We start from the raw sequence: 14,196 nt of genomic DNA on the forward strand, positions 1-14,196 counted from the left end.
GACGTGGTTTGAATTTGATTTTCGAAGAGTATAAATTATACTTTTACAACTTGAACCTCATCTTTTCCGAGTAAAATCAAGTATTTTTCAATGTTTTCTATCGAATAGGCTCTAGATAAAGCCTCTCCGTATAGGGCTAACTGACCACGATAGCGGTCTATGAGTTGACTTGGTTGATCGTAACGGTCTGTCTTATAGTCGAAAAGAATAATTCTGTCCTCATAAAGTAAATAGCCGTCCAAGATCCCACGAACAACAAAGTCTTCCTGACTCTTTTGATCTTTTTTGAGCATAGAGAAAGGTTGCTCGCGATAAAGATGGTCTGTATTAGCAAGAATTTCCTGACCAAGTGCTGTGTTAAAGAAAGCTAGGATTTTAGCAAGATTGATTTTTTTTCTAACAGCTGGACTAGTCTGAACTTGTTTGAGAGTTTCTGTCAAGCTAGCAAGTGTTGGTTGCTGACTAAGGTCAATTCTCTGCATGAGTTCATGAGTGGCACTACCAACCTCAGCTCCAGTTACCTTTTCTTTAGTTGAAAAATCTGGTAAATCAAAGCTGATTTGCTTCTCCGGTGATTGAGTTTGGTTAGTAATTTCTACCCCTTCCATATCCATAACGGGTTCGTAGAATTTCTTGATTTGGCTTGGGGTTTGAACACTAGGAAGCTCAATAGCTGCGCGGTGAAGAGTATTATAAACTTCCACTTCTTTCAGCATTTCCAAAGCTTCTTTGATAGTTTCAGACTGGCGGTTGTCTGCTTGAGAGCTGTCTTGTAAAGGGCTCTTGTTTTCCAATTCCCCGATAGCTTCTCTAGTCAACTGGTCTTCACCAACAAAGCGATAGCTAAAGTTGAGATTGTCCTTGGCAAAAACTTTACTGATAGCCCAGATCCAATCTTGGAAATTTCTTGCTTGCAGTCTGGTATTGCTATCTAATTTTCCGTTGTTTGCTGCTGGGTATTCCTTGGCTTCTAGCTTTTCACGAGACCCCTTACCGACAAGATAAAGTTTTCTCTCCCCCCTCGTCATGGCAACATACAGCAGACGCATCTGCTCTGAATAGCTAGCCAATTGCAGTTCTTTCTCATTCTGGATATAAGTTAGACTAGGAATGGAAAGTTTGATGGTTTTAGGATAGTGTGCTTCCACTGCTCCTGTTTTCACCTTGGCAATATATTTGACACCAAGCCCATTTTGACGGCTGAGAATGACGTCTGACATTGAGTCTTGCTTGTTGAAGTCCTGATCCATATTGAGGATAAAGACATAGGGGAACTCCAGCCCTTTGCTCTTGTGAATGGTCATAAGTTCCACGGCATCTTTAGGCGGTGCGACAGCTACGCTTGCGAGGTCATGCTGAGCCTCTAAAACTTGATCAATCATACGAATAAAACGAGACAAGCCTTTGAAATTGCTCTTTTCAAACTGGTCAGCACGTAGCGCTAGGGCATAGAGATTAGCCTGCCTAGCAAGTCCGTTTGGCAAGGCTCCAACATAGTCATAATAAAAACGGTCATTATAAATCTTCCAAATTAAGTCATAGAGAGAGTGGGTTTTGGCATATAAGCGCCAAGAATCCAAGATATCCATGAATTGATTTAATTTTTCTGCTAGATCTGTGTGAATTAACTCTTTCTGGTTAGCTGCTTGTTTATGAGCATTGACAAGCTTCTCGTAAAGATTCTCTTGCACCTTATCTTCTGCTTTCTGAAGGGACAAGCGTGCCAACTCGTCCTCATCAAAACCAAACATAGGAGACTTCATAAGGGCAACCAAGGCATAGTCTTGCAGGGGATTGTGGATGACACGAAGAGTGTCCAGCATGACTTGTACTTCTAGGGATTGGAGATAATTGTTTTGCTCACCGTCGGTTTTAACTGGAATTCCGTACTCAGACAGGGCGAGGAGAATCTGGTCATTTCGACTGCGGCTAGAGGTCAAAAGGGCAATTTTTTTGAAGGCAACACCTTTTTCCTGATGAAGTTTCAAGATTTCCTTGATGACCAGGCGCATTTCACCAGTGAGTTTCGTTTCTGCTTGGCTCTCTTCCTCCTCTTGCCCACTATCGTCCTTATCGTAGAGGAGAAATTCTGCCTTGTTGTCTGGATTAGGAGTCAGTTTGGTATTGGCAAAAACAAGCTGGTGCATGCTGTCATAGTTGATCTCTCCGACATCTTGGTCCATAAGGCGTCCAAAAACATCATTGGTTGCTGATAGCACTTCTGAACTACTACGGAAATTTTCCTTGAGGAGAATCAACTTGCCTTCTTGAGGATTTTGCGCATAGCGTTGGAATTTCTCATTGAAAATCTGCGGGTCCGCCTGACGGAAACGGTAGATGGACTGCTTGATATCTCCCACCATAAAGCGATTGTGACCATTCGACAGCAATTCCAGCATTCGTTCTTGAATGTGGTTGGTATCCTGATACTCATCGACCATGACTTCGTGGAATCGTTCCTGATAAGCCTCGCGAACTTGTGGGAAATTCTCTAAAATCTCAATGGTGTAATGACTGATATCAGCAAATTCAAATGCATTTTCCTGGCGTTTACGTTCGCGATAAACCTCAACAAAATCACTCATAAAGGTTTGGAAGGTTTTAGCTAGCTCCCAAGTATCTTCATGATAACGTTCTTGATAGTCGAGAATGGTTATCTGGTCCGCCAGTTGTCCTAGTTTAGCAAACTGGGCTTTTCTCTCATCGTTATAGGTATCAGCCAGTAGTTTCAAATCGGCCTTACGACTGGAGTTGGCCAGAGCTCGACCATTTTTCTCCTTAGAGATGACGACAACACGCGCAAGCACTGCTCGATAAGCCTGGCTATCGGACTCTTGATTTAAGGAGCCAATTTCATCCAGAACCAGCTGCATATTTTCTAAATAGGCAGCTTTTGGAAACTCCTTGGCATCATTATCCAGATGATAACGGAAGAAACTTTCCAAGTCCCAAAGCGCTTGCTTGATTTGCTCAGTTAGTTTGTCTTTTTCATTTGCAAAGTCAGCTTTTTCAAACCCTTTGAGGAAAGACTCGTTCAGCCATTTTTGGGGGCTACTGGTGGATTGAAGAAAATCATAGATTTTGTAGACTTGCTGGCGCAGACCTCGTTCATCCTTGCCACGCCCAGCAAAGTTCTTCACCAAACGGCTAAATTTCTCTTTATTCTCACCTTGGTAATGCTCTTCAAAAACCTGATGAAAAACTTCGTTCTTTAAGAGTAACTGTTCACTTTCATTTTGCAAAATACGGAAGTTCGGTGCGATATCAATCAGATAGCCATGTTTGACAAGGAATTTTTGCGTAAAGGAGTCCATGGTTCCGATGGCAGCGTTTGGCAGGCCTGCCAACTGACGTCCCAAGTGTTGTTTGAGCTCGACATCATCGGTTTCTTGGATTTGTTGGCTGATTTTTTTCTCCAAACGTTCCTTAAGCTCTGTAGCAGCCTTGACGGTAAAGGTCGAGATAAAGAGTTGGCTGATTTCCACACCTCGCGCCAATTGATCAAGAATGCGCTCGGCCATAACAAAGGTCTTCCCTGATCCAGCAGACGCTGAAACAAGGATATTTTGCCCTGCGGTATAAATGGCTTCGATTTGCTCGGCAGTTTTCTTCTGTTCCTTTCTCGAATTCGCTTCTGCTTCTTGCAGTTTTTGAATTTCTTCCTCAGTTAAAAAGGAAATGGGCTTCATCGATTTAACTCCTCTCTCATTTTTTCAAACCAAGCTTGTTTGAGTTTTTCTCCGACCAAACGTTTGCCGTCAGACAACTCTAATTTCTCAAGGAAACGGGCTTGTCCCAAGTGGAAATTTGCTTCAAAACCTGTGATGGATTGGTGTTGCTGGACGTATGGAGCAATACTTCTGCCGTTCTCTGTGTATGGATTGATGGCGAACTGGCCTTCTAAAATCTTTTCAGCAGCCTTCTTGTAAAGATGGGCATTATAGTCTAGTAAGAGTTGAAATTCCTCATCTGTCAGCTGATTAGCCTTGTTTTTGTTGTAAAATTCACTCAAATGACTGCTTTCTTTTTCTAAAAAGAGTCCCTGGTATTTCATTGATTTGCTAGCCTCTACTACTGCTCCATCCAAACTCTTAACGGTCAACAGAGATTGGACAGGTTCAGCCATTTCCAAGTACATGGCGCCGAAAAAGTTTTGCTCTCCTTCTCCCTTAAGAGCAGCAAGATAGGTTGGCAGTTGGGAATTGAGGCCATTAAAGAAATTCGGAAACTGGAACTGAGTCAGACTAGACTTGTAGTCTACCACTCCCAGTGCTCCATCAGCTTTCAAACGGTCGATTCGGTCAACCTTGCCTCTCACATGGACACTGCGACCATTATCCAATTGAATAAAGGCCTGATCTTTACCACCAAATGTTGCTTCCTCTTGGATGGTTTCAATGGCTGGATTATGACGAAGGATGTGGCCCGTAGTTCGCGCGACATCAATTAGAACTTCCTTGGTAAATTGGGCTTCCAAACTTTCCTGATAAATAGCCTCAAATTCCCGTTCCTGACTGGTTTCTTGAATAGCTTGTTCCAGACGTTGGTCAAAGGAATCTTCATCAGGCAGTTTCAAGGCACGTTCAAAAATACGATGCAAGAAATTCCCGTGACTGCGAGCATCTGGACGAAGGCGCAATTCTTCCTGCAAACCTAAGACATAACGGAGGAAATAACTGTATTCATTGCGGTAAAACTCCGTCAAACCAGAGGTAGACAAGTAAAACTCCTTGTCAGCTGGATAGAGAGCCTGCAAGGTCTCTTTCTCTAATGGCTTGCTACTTGGGCTAGTTGGGAGTGCTGGATTTGTAAGACCTTTCTGATCAAGTTTTTTCCCCATGACACGAGCCAAAACCTTGACAAAAGTCAAATCTTGCTCAGTATCACTCGTCTCACTCTGCTGATGATAGGCAACTAGACTAGACAAGAGACTGTGATAAGAACCCATATCATCCTTAGACAGACCTTTTTGATGAATCTTCTTCTCTATCCGGCTAAATCCAAAATGAACTAGCTCTTGAAGATAAGCTGATTCCTTACTCTCATTTTCATTGAGGAGACTTGGAGCGGATAACACCAACTGCTTACGAGCAGCATTGACTAAGGAAAGCATGGTATAGCGATTTTTCTTGAGATTTTCACTACTTGCAATCAGTAATTGTGCTCCCTCTTCAGTCGCTTGGTTTAGGCTTTGTCGTTCTTCATCTGTTAACAGACTGGTGTTTTGCGCGATTTTTGGAAAATGATCCTGAGTCAGCCCAATGGCGTAGACAAAGTCAGCGGTCAGAGGGGCAATCAAATCATAACTCTGCACCAGAACAGTATCAACAGTTGCTGGAATGGTGCGATACTGGGACAAACTCATCCCAGAATGAAGCAAGGACAGGAAGTCCTCTAGACTAACTTGCGAACCGGCAAAAACGGTCGCAAATTGTTCTAAAACATGGCAGAAGGCTTTCCAAACTTCGGCTTGTCTTTCCTGTTCTAGAGTTTCCATAGTAGCTGTCAATTCTTGCATCTGCTTGCTTAAAGCAGCATTTTTTAGAAAAGCATTCCACTTTTGCAAGAGATTTTCAGCCTTTTGTTTTCGACTGGCAAATAAGGTTTCAAGTGGTACCAAAACTCGCAGACGAAGAGCATTTAAACGCTCTAAATCAAATTTTCCGTGGTGAGATTTTGTGAAGGTCTGCTGAAAAGCTGGCAAGCCATTGATACCAAGATAGCGGAGATATTGCTCAAAAGCATCAATATCCTCTTGGCTAAGGTCAGTATACAGACCAGTTCTGAGGAGATTAATCAAATTCTCCTGACGAAAACGGTAGCGTTTCAAACGCAAAATAGATTCGACATACTGAGTCAAAGGGTGGTGAGCCATGGATTCACTTCTACCTAGATAGAAAGGAATCTGATACTGGTCAAAAATAGTTTTCAGTGATAACTGGTAAGAAGACACATCCCCCAGCAAAATACGAAAATTCTTGTAACTCAGTTCTGGATGGTCATGTAATTTCTGACGAATGCTACGGGCCACCAGCTCCAACTCTTCCTTTTGTGTCAAACAAGACCAGATTTGCAAGTTTTCCCTGTCTTTCTCATCGATATCCAAGGTGAGTTCTGAAAAGTCATAAGAAGACTCCAGCAAACGAGAAGCCTTGTCAAAACTATACATTTTCTCATGTGTCTGAGAACGATCCTGAGCAGGTGTTTGGTATTTTGCCCCCAAATGATGAAGAAATTCCACACTGGCTTGGTAGAGATTCCCTTCAGAGAACGGACTGGTATAGGACTTCTTGCTTGCATAAGCACCAATGACAATCTCGACACCTTTTCGATGAAGTAGATCCACTACACGCTCTTCCTCGGCAGAAAAACGGGTAAATCCATCAATAACCAAGGCAATCTGACTGAAATCACTACTTACCTTATCATTCTCAATAGCCTCAATCAAATGGGATAACTGACTTCCCTGAGCCAACTGACTTTGATTAAGATAGGCTGTTACTTTCTCAAAAATCAAGAGTAAATCTGCTCGTTTATCCTCATCCGTCAAACTTTCCAAGTCCAAAAAGCTCATCTGAGCAGTCGTCATCTCATGATAAAGTTCAATCAACTGCTGGATAAATTGAGGATCCTGTTTAATCGCACCATAAACACGTAAGTCCTTGGGATCTAGTTCCGCAAGGCACTTATAAAAAGCCATCCCAAGCCCGATGTCATCTAGAGTCGTCTTAGCTGGCAAATCATTTAAAACCAGGTAACGAGCCATTTGAGCGAAACGCGTGACGGTAATCGCAAAAGAAGCCTGCTGGGACAAGCATTCCAGCACGGCGCGTTCCTTTTCAAAAGAAAGAGAGTTTGGGGCGATGTAGAAGACCCGCTTGCCCACAGCAACTAACTCCTCCGCCTCTCTAGTCAGGATTTCTGTCAAAGAAGTCCGAATATCAGTATAAAGTAATTTCATCTCAGCCTCGTTTGCTTTATCAAAGTTTCTTACTCTATTATAGCATATAGCAAAGTTCGCTTCACAGTCCAAATCCAAAATTCTAGTTGACAATCATTTAATTAGCAAATCAATCATGCTTCATCATCCACTTTCATATGTTGAAAGATATAGAGGAAAAAGTCTTTGGAAACTTCAAAATGTCCATAGCGAAGTCGAGAAGTATAGTCTCTCCATTCAGGATGTTGTCTGGCTATTTCTATGGAACAATCTTTGACTGGTATATAATACTCGACATTTCGTCTAAAGGGAAAGAATCCTTCAAACTGCTCTACTTGATAGGCTTTGTCATCTGTAATTTTACCTACGGCCACAAAAGCCTGTAACTTATCTTGACCGTTCATATCGTATTTTGGGCTATAGTATAAAAGGTAGTCACCTTTTTTCATACGATTTAAGGGACCGCCCTTTCCATGACAGACCTGGCAAAAATTCCCTTCAACTCCTCTTAAAACATGGTTCTTCGAAACAACTCCGACCCAATATCTAGGCATTTTTATCCTCCAACTCTACTAAAAAGCGATTAAAAACTTCTCTATCGTTAGATAGTTTTTCAAAAAATTCTTCATCAACACCTTCTACTAAAGGTAAAGCTTGATTGACCTTCTCCGCGCCAGACTTCGTCACTGAGACAAGTTTTGCCCGACTATCCTTTGGGTGTTGGTCGCGTCTAATGTAGTCTTTCTTCTCCAGTAGCCTAACAATCTGGGAAACCGTCATGACATCCATTCCAGTGAACCGAGCAATATCAACTTGCGTTACATATTCCTCTCTATTAGACAGAAACAAAAGCGAAGTCAAAACGATAAATTGAGGAAAAGTGAGTCCAACTGATTTCAAGACTCTTTTTAAGTTGCTTTCCCATTTGTTGTAGACTTTGATGAACAGAAGACCTGTAGACTCTGTTTCATCATTTTTGTAAATTGAATTAAAGTGATACTTTGACATTATTTCTCCTAAAATATTAAGTATACATATTATATAAGAATTTATTTTGTTTTTCAAGAAAAGGAAAGTCGAATTTTACAATTCTGTCGGACATTTTATAGTCTATATGCTATAATAAAAGCAAAACACCTAGAAAAGGAAGTCTTATGATTAAACTACTTGCCTTGGATATGGACGGAACCCTCCTTAATGAAGCCAAGGAAATCCCGCAAGCCCACATCACTGCCATTCACCAAGCTATTGAAAAAGGTGTCAAACTGGTTCTCTGTACAGGTCGCCCGCTTTTTGGTGTTCTTCCTTACTACAAAAAACTGGGATTGGACCTTCAGAATGAGTATGTCATCGTCAATAATGGTTGTTCAACCCATCAGACCAGTGACTGGAGTCTAGTGGACTGGCAAGAACTCAGTCCAGCTGACATTGAATACCTCTATGACCTAGCAGAAAAAAGCGACGTTCAGTTGACTCTTTTTGATGAGAAACATTATTTTGTCCTCGGTGGCAAGCCTAATCAAATTGTTCAAAATGATGCCAAGCTAGTCTTTTCAGACCTGACTGAAATCTCCCTTAAGGACGCGACTAGTGGCAAGTATCGGATGTTCCAAGGCATGTTTTTAGGAACAAAAGAGCAAACAGACGATTTTGAGCAGCGTTTTGCGACAGAACTATGCCAACGGTTCAGCGGTGTTCGTTCGCAGCCTGTCATTTATGAAGCTATGCCACTTGGAACAACAAAGGCTACTGCTCTTTCTCGACTAGCAGCGATTTTGAAGATCGAGCCCTCAGAAATTATGGCCATGGGCGATGCCAATAACGATATCGAAATGCTTCAGTTTGCAGGACTTGGCATTGCTATGGGAAATGCTAGCGATTATGTCAAGTCCCTTGCTAATGACGTTACAGCCAGCAACGATGAAGACGGTGTCGCGCGTGCGATTGAGAAGTATATTTTATAATTTAGAAGCCCAGTTCATGTCAACTGGGTTTTGTTTCTTTTAAGAATTACAAAACTTTAGAAACTCTTTAGAATTACTTGAACTTTCTTTGATTTCTATAGCTTATACTAAAGTTAGAAAAATAAATCAAAAGGAGAAAATCATGAAAACAGTACTCGAAATTCATGGACTGACCAAACAATTCGGCCAACAAGCTATTCTTCAAGATCTTAGTCTAACCATAAAAGAGGGAGATATTTATGGTCTAATTGGAAAAAACGGAGCAGGTAAAACTACTCTTATCAAAATCATTACACAATTATTGTTTGCGGACAAAGGTACAGTTTCTCTCTTTTCTAGCAAAGAACAAAATGAGTGGACCAAGGCTTTATCTAGAGTGGGTTCTGTTATCGAATCACCTGTAGCTCACAATCACTTGACAGCATACCAGAATCTGAAATATTATTGTATGATTCGTCATATCCCAAATGCTGATAAGGTGATTCAGGAGACCTTGGACTATGTTGGCTTGTCAGATACCGGGAAAAAAGTCTTTCGTGATTTCTCGCTAGGAATGAAACAAAGACTTGGAATTGCCATTGCTCTCCTATCTAAACCCGACTTCCTGATCTTAGATGAACCTATCAACGGTCTCGACCCAATTGGAATCAAAGAATTTCGTCTGATGATTCAACGCCTCAATCAAGAAAAAGGCATAACCATTCTCGTCTCTAGCCATATCTTGTCAGAACTCTATCTCCTAGCTAATCGTTTTGGTATCTTAGATCAAGGTAAGATCATCCGTGAAATCAGCAAGGCTGAGTTTGAAACACTAAGTGAGGATTATATCGTGCTTAGAACAAGCGATAAAGAAAGAGCTTGTCAAGTATTGAAAGAACAAATCCAGCTCCAGTTTAAGGTTGTCAATTCAGAAAATGAAATCCATATCTTTGGTAATGAACAAGATGTCAAACAGATTCTTAAGCAACTAACTTTGGCAGATATCTCTATTGACGAGATTTACTTTGCCCGTCAAAATCTAGAAGAATACTTCACACAATTGGTAGAATAGGAGAAAAATCATGATACACACCATTCAAGCAGATTTTTACCGTCTCTTTCGCTCCAAAGGATTCTGGATTACAGAATTTATTCTCTTTGCTCTCATGCTAATGGGTGCAACTATAGGAGCTACAGGACATCTAATGTCCGTTCAACCAGCACCATCCGAGATTCCTACCCATGGTTGGAATGGGATAGAAGCTCTAATCAACGCGTCTAATAACGGCTCAAATCTCGTTTTCCTCTGCATCATCCTAGCCTGCCTCGTTCTTGGGGTCGACCTAATCGGCAAACTATATAAAAATAGTTTGACAGTGGGTGTTTCTCGTACCGAGTTTTTCCTTGCTAAATCCTTTGTACTAGCAAGTATCGCTCTCTTACAACTCATCGCCAGCCTTGTGATTGCCTTTATTCCCGCTACTCTACTAAACGGAATTGGTACAATGCCTGATGGTTTTATTGGTAATCTTTTGATAACCATTTTCGTTCAATTTCTTTGCCTCCTTGCTTGGCTTTCCATTGTTTCCTTTATTCTCTACCTGACTCATTCTTATCTTGCCGTATTTATTGGTTATCTGATTAGCTCTATCGTCCTTTCTATTCCAATGCTTGTTTTCCCAGATATTGAAATTCTACGATATTTAATTCTAGATTTTGCCTATGCTATGACTAGTAATAGTCAAGCTATTCTCTATACCATCACGGTTTGCGTAACAGTCATACTTTTCTTCTCTTTCAGTGGACTGACTATTTTCAAGAAGAAAAGCTTATAAAAGGACCTCCTCTAGGATATAGAGGAGGTTTCTTCTGTTAAAGATAAATAAAGACTGAAAACCATTCTCCATCAGTGGCTAGCTTCATTTCCGCTCCAAGAAGATGAACTAATTCCTCAGTAATATAGAGACCTAAACCAGAGGATTCTTCAGTATCTGACATATTTTCAGAATAAAAACGATTGCTGAGATTGTCTATATTCTTGATAGGTTTTTTGACTAGGTTATCAATTTCCAAAACAAGCCTATTTTCTTCCTTCTTCAAAGAAAGTCGAGCTTTCTCCTTGCCATGCTTGAGAACATTTCCAAGGAGGTTTTGTATAATTCGATCAAGCAAGTCCTCATCAGTCGTCGTTTTCAATCCTGGTTCAACATTAAAATCAAGAACAATATGTGAAGATTGAAAAACGTCGTAATAGGCTAAAGTTTTTTTCGTTATAAAAGTTGATAAATCAAGTTCTTCCAGTTTCGGTTTGACTGCTCCTTCCATCAAATGACGGTATTCGAGGAGAGCCTCCAACCGTTTGGAAACCAAATCCTGATGATGGGCTATTTTATTTAAGGTTTCTGAACTATTATCGGGGTGTTTTATTAGTTGCTGAGTGTATCCTGAAGCGATTGTTAAAGGTGTCCGAATATCATGAGCTATGTTACTGATTGCCATATCTAGGGTGTGTTTTTCACGCTTCATGATTAGCTTGTTTTGCTCCACTACTTGAAATAGATTCTCAATTTGGTTATGTAGACGCAAAATGGTCTTTGAAAAGAAATTTACACCGATCCTCTTCATGCTACCAGAGCGAATCTTTTCTTCAATTTGTCTGCTTAAATCTCTAATTGCTATATGGTAGCGAATCAAAGAAATCGCCAAAATGATGTTAATGAGGAGTAATATTGATATCAAAATGTAATTCATTATTTGTCTCCTTTTAATCGAACACCAACTCCCCAAATTGTTTCGATGTATTCGTGATTTGGATCCAGTTGATGTAGTTTCTTACGGAGATTGCTTAGATGAGTGTTGAGCGTATTGTCTCCAGGCAAGTAACTTTCTTCCCAAATCAATTCATAGAGTTCTTCCTTGGTGAAGATTTTTTTAGGATGCTGGAGCAACATTTGGAGAATCTGACACTCTTTCTTTGCAAGGCGAATGGTTTCAGTTGCGTTACTTATTTCAAAACTATCCGCATCGAACTGGATATTTTTAAAGTTTTGTACGAAATTATCAATTTCTCTTCGATCTTCTGACTGATGTTCACCGTTTTGGCGTAACTGCACAGTGACTCTGGCAAAGACTTCATTCAAATCAAAAGGTTTTACTATATAATCATTGGCACCGTCTAAGAGATATTGGCTGATAAGTTTTTTATCACTTAAAGCAGTGAGCATGATAACTGGTGTCTGACTAGTTTGTCGAATGGCTTGCAAGACTTGGTCGCCATTTTTCCCTGGAAGCATGATATCTAGCAGAACGAGATCAATGCCACCTTTGTCAAATTGCATGATACCTTCTGTACCAGAAAATGCTTGAATCACCTCATGTTCCTCTGCAAGAAGGGTTCTTAAGATTTCCTGGATTTCATTATTATCTTCAACTACAAGTATGTTCGCCATAAACCTCGTCCTTTCTAAAACTATTATAACATGTTTTGTTAGGAATTCCAGATACAGAAAAGCTCCTCTCGCATTTTAAGCAAGAAGGAGCTAATGAATATTGAATCTACTTAACCAAATAAGCAATCAGAGTTATAATCCATAGATGAGCTGGGTAGAAAATGTAAAAGAAATATTTACTCCAACTAGTTTCTTTTCCTCGCTGTCCATTATACAAGGCCATAAAAGGAAAGACGGTGATAAAGAGCCAGTCAGAATTGAAAAGCATCATTTCCAGTGTTTGGTGCCAAGTGTCGTAAATTTGGATGGAAGTCACTAACAAGAAGGCCCACAGAAAAGCATAAAGGAGATTTCGCAATCCTTTGCGATTTCGACAAGAGTAACTAATCAAGAGAAATGGTAGCATAGTAATACCACCCTCAGTAAAAAGACAACCGAAAATCAAGAGCCCAGCAACTCCAATCCGACGCCACAACTTCTCCTTTTTATCCATCTCTTTTCTGGGAAAACCAATCCAAAGCATGGTGACACCGATTGCCAAAGTCAAGAAAATGTTATTATTAACCATTACTCCTTTGGATGCAAATAGGGCATTGAGTAGACTATTTCCAGCAAACATGATAAGCGCCCAAGACCAAAGGCGGATGAGGTAGTTTTTCAAGTTTCGAGTATGGATGAAGCCTTCCATAGCCATATAGGCAAACCAAACTCCTACACAACGAGTCATAGCATGAAAGATACCTTCCCACATAGGAGAAACGATTCCTGTGATATGGGGGATATGGTCTAAAACCATTATAGCTGCTATCAAGTACTTCAACTGCGTTGCATTCCATTTTTTCATAATAAACCTCTTTCATTTTGAACTACATAGAGTATAGCATACATTTCCACGCATAATCGTACACCCATCTTACATTTAAAAAGCCTATCTTACATTTTTGTAAGATAGACGTGAATATCAAAAAATAATTATAAAATTTATCTTCTAGTCCGTAATTCGTTGGTACATTTCAGGTCTTCTATCTCGAAACAGTCCCCAGTTGAGGCGTTCACTTGCACCCTTGTCAAGGTCATAGGTCGCTAACAGAACAGCTTCACCTTGTCTTTCAGCTTTCTCTAAAATAGCTCCTGTTTCATCCGTCATAAAGGACGAACCGTAGAAGTCAAGACTGGAACTTTGTCCACCATTTTCCTCACTAGGAGTGACTTCTTCCAAACCGTAACGATTGGCTGCAATGACTGGAACAATATTTGCTGCTGCGTGTCCTTGCATCGTACGTTGCCAGTGCCCACAACTGTCTGTATCCAAAATTGGCTCTGAACCAATAGCTGTTGGGTAAAAAAGCAATTCTGCCCCATTCAACGCAAGACAGCGCGCTGTTTCGGGGAACCATTGATCCCAACAGATACCAATCCCAATCTTAGCATAGCGAGTATCCCAGACCTTGAAACCAGTGTTACCAGGCGTAAAATAAAACTTTTCTTGATAATAATGGTCATCTGGTATGTGGGTTTTCCGATAAACGCCCAGCACTTCACCATCAGCATCAATAACGGCAATAGAGTTATATAAGACATTGCCATCTTTTTCATAAAAACTAATTGGTAGAACAACTTTTAGTTCCTTAGCAAGCACTTTAAAATGCTGAATGGCTGTATTTTCTATCACCGACTGGGCATACTGGTAGTAGTCATACTGGCGTTCCTGACAAAAATAAGGACGTTCAAACAACTCTGGCAAGAGGATGATTTGTGCGCCTTGGTCTGCAGCTTGTCGAACTAAATGTTCAGCTGTTTGGATATTTGTTGCCACATCCTTGACGCATTGCATCTGGATCGCTGCAACTCTAACATTTCTCAT

11 protein-coding genes are annotated in these 14,196 nt (G+C 40.6%); 3 read left to right on the forward strand and 8 right to left on the reverse strand.

Annotated elements, in window-relative coordinates:
- Window positions 1–35: 35 nt before the first annotated feature.
- The 4 genes from addA to ACT17O_RS05490 all read right to left on the reverse strand — a co-directional run bounded on the left by addA (window position 36) and on the right by ACT17O_RS05490 (window position 7,948).
- Window positions 36–3,689 (reverse strand): helicase-exonuclease AddAB subunit AddA, encoded by a 3,654-nt coding sequence (gene addA, locus ACT17O_RS05475; RefSeq protein ID WP_444817189.1) that lies wholly within the window; start codon window positions 3,687–3,689, stop codon window positions 36–38.
- The gene (gene rexB, locus ACT17O_RS05480; protein ID WP_444817190.1) at window positions 3,686–6,961 is read right to left on the reverse strand and encodes an ATP-dependent nuclease subunit B; all 3,276 of its coding nucleotides are present in this window, start codon (window positions 6,959–6,961) and stop codon (window positions 3,686–3,688) included. Before rexB ends, addA begins: the two co-directional genes overlap by 4 nt.
- A 113-nt stretch (window positions 6,962–7,074) precedes the next feature.
- Entirely contained in the window at window positions 7,075–7,494 is a 420-nt protein-coding gene (locus ACT17O_RS05485) for an EVE domain-containing protein (protein WP_444817191.1), read from the reverse strand.
- Window positions 7,487–7,948 carry a MarR family winged helix-turn-helix transcriptional regulator gene (locus ACT17O_RS05490; protein ID WP_444817192.1) on the reverse strand — a complete coding sequence of 154 codons (462 nt, stop codon included), beginning with the start codon at window positions 7,946–7,948 and terminating at the stop codon, window positions 7,487–7,489. Before ACT17O_RS05490 ends, ACT17O_RS05485 begins: the two co-directional genes overlap by 8 nt.
- Before the next feature lie 146 nt (window positions 7,949–8,094).
- Between ACT17O_RS05490 and ACT17O_RS05495 the strand changes: the two genes are divergently transcribed.
- From ACT17O_RS05495 to ACT17O_RS05505, 3 genes are all read left to right on the forward strand, one after another.
- Window positions 8,095–8,904, forward strand: a complete 810-nt coding sequence (locus ACT17O_RS05495) for a Cof-type HAD-IIB family hydrolase (RefSeq protein ID WP_444817193.1) — start codon at window positions 8,095–8,097, stop codon at window positions 8,902–8,904.
- A 142-nt stretch (window positions 8,905–9,046) separates the two neighbouring features.
- On the forward strand, window positions 9,047–9,955 hold the full coding sequence (locus ACT17O_RS05500) for an ATP-binding cassette domain-containing protein (protein WP_444817194.1): 909 nt from the start codon (window positions 9,047–9,049) through the stop codon (window positions 9,953–9,955).
- 10 nt (window positions 9,956–9,965) lie between these two features.
- Window positions 9,966–10,718, forward strand: a complete 753-nt coding sequence (locus tag ACT17O_RS05505) for an ABC transporter permease (RefSeq protein WP_444817195.1) — start codon at window positions 9,966–9,968, stop codon at window positions 10,716–10,718.
- 37 nt (window positions 10,719–10,755) lie between these two features.
- Here ACT17O_RS05505 and ACT17O_RS05510 read toward each other — a convergent pair whose 3' ends face one another.
- The 4 genes from ACT17O_RS05510 to aguB all read right to left on the reverse strand — a co-directional run bounded on the left by ACT17O_RS05510 (window position 10,756) and on the right by aguB (window position 14,196).
- Entirely contained in the window at window positions 10,756–11,634 is an 879-nt protein-coding gene (locus ACT17O_RS05510; protein WP_444817196.1) for a sensor histidine kinase, read from the reverse strand.
- A complete protein-coding gene (locus ACT17O_RS05515; protein ID WP_444817197.1) occupies window positions 11,634–12,332 on the reverse strand; it encodes a response regulator transcription factor in 699 nt (232 codons plus the stop codon). The genes ACT17O_RS05510 and ACT17O_RS05515 overlap by 1 nt, the downstream gene beginning before the upstream one ends.
- 106 nt (window positions 12,333–12,438) lie before the next feature.
- The gene (locus tag ACT17O_RS05520; RefSeq protein ID WP_444817198.1) at window positions 12,439–13,176 is read right to left on the reverse strand and encodes a TraX family protein; all 738 of its coding nucleotides are present in this window, start codon (window positions 13,174–13,176) and stop codon (window positions 12,439–12,441) included.
- 144 nt (window positions 13,177–13,320) lie between these two features.
- The gene (gene aguB / locus ACT17O_RS05525) at window positions 13,321–14,196 is read right to left on the reverse strand and encodes an N-carbamoylputrescine amidase (RefSeq protein WP_444817199.1); all 876 of its coding nucleotides are present in this window, start codon (window positions 14,194–14,196) and stop codon (window positions 13,321–13,323) included.

This window comes from Streptococcus sp. HJ1, from assembly GCF_052399005.1.
In the GTDB taxonomy this organism is placed as follows: domain Bacteria; phylum Bacillota; class Bacilli; order Lactobacillales; family Streptococcaceae; genus Streptococcus.

What these genes read in the sequence shown, in the direction of transcription:
- addA (WP_444817189.1), bottom strand. Translation starts at nt 3,689, where the DNA reads ATGAAGCCCATTTCCTTTTTAACTGAGGAAGAAATTCAAAAACTGCAA.
- ACT17O_RS05485 (WP_444817191.1), bottom strand. Translation starts at nt 7,494, where the DNA reads ATGCCTAGATATTGGGTCGGAGTTGTTTCGAAGAACCATGTTTTAAGA.
- ACT17O_RS05505 (WP_444817195.1), top strand. Translation starts at nt 9,966, where the DNA reads ATGATACACACCATTCAAGCAGATTTTTACCGTCTCTTTCGCTCCAAA.
- ACT17O_RS05510 (WP_444817196.1), bottom strand. Translation starts at nt 11,634, where the DNA reads ATGAATTACATTTTGATATCAATATTACTCCTCATTAACATCATTTTG.
- ACT17O_RS05520 (WP_444817198.1), bottom strand. Translation starts at nt 13,176, where the DNA reads ATGAAAAAATGGAATGCAACGCAGTTGAAGTACTTGATAGCAGCTATA.
- aguB (WP_444817199.1), bottom strand. Translation starts at nt 14,196, where the DNA reads ATGAGAAATGTTAGAGTTGCAGCGATCCAGATGCAATGCGTCAAGGAT.
- rexB (WP_444817190.1), bottom strand. Translation starts at nt 6,961, where the DNA reads ATGAAATTACTTTATACTGATATTCGGACTTCTTTGACAGAAATCCTG.
- ACT17O_RS05515 (WP_444817197.1), bottom strand. Translation starts at nt 12,332, where the DNA reads ATGGCGAACATACTTGTAGTTGAAGATAATAATGAAATCCAGGAAATC.
- ACT17O_RS05495 (WP_444817193.1), top strand. Translation starts at nt 8,095, where the DNA reads ATGATTAAACTACTTGCCTTGGATATGGACGGAACCCTCCTTAATGAA.
- ACT17O_RS05500 (WP_444817194.1), top strand. Translation starts at nt 9,047, where the DNA reads ATGAAAACAGTACTCGAAATTCATGGACTGACCAAACAATTCGGCCAA.
- ACT17O_RS05490 (WP_444817192.1), bottom strand. Translation starts at nt 7,948, where the DNA reads ATGTCAAAGTATCACTTTAATTCAATTTACAAAAATGATGAAACAGAG.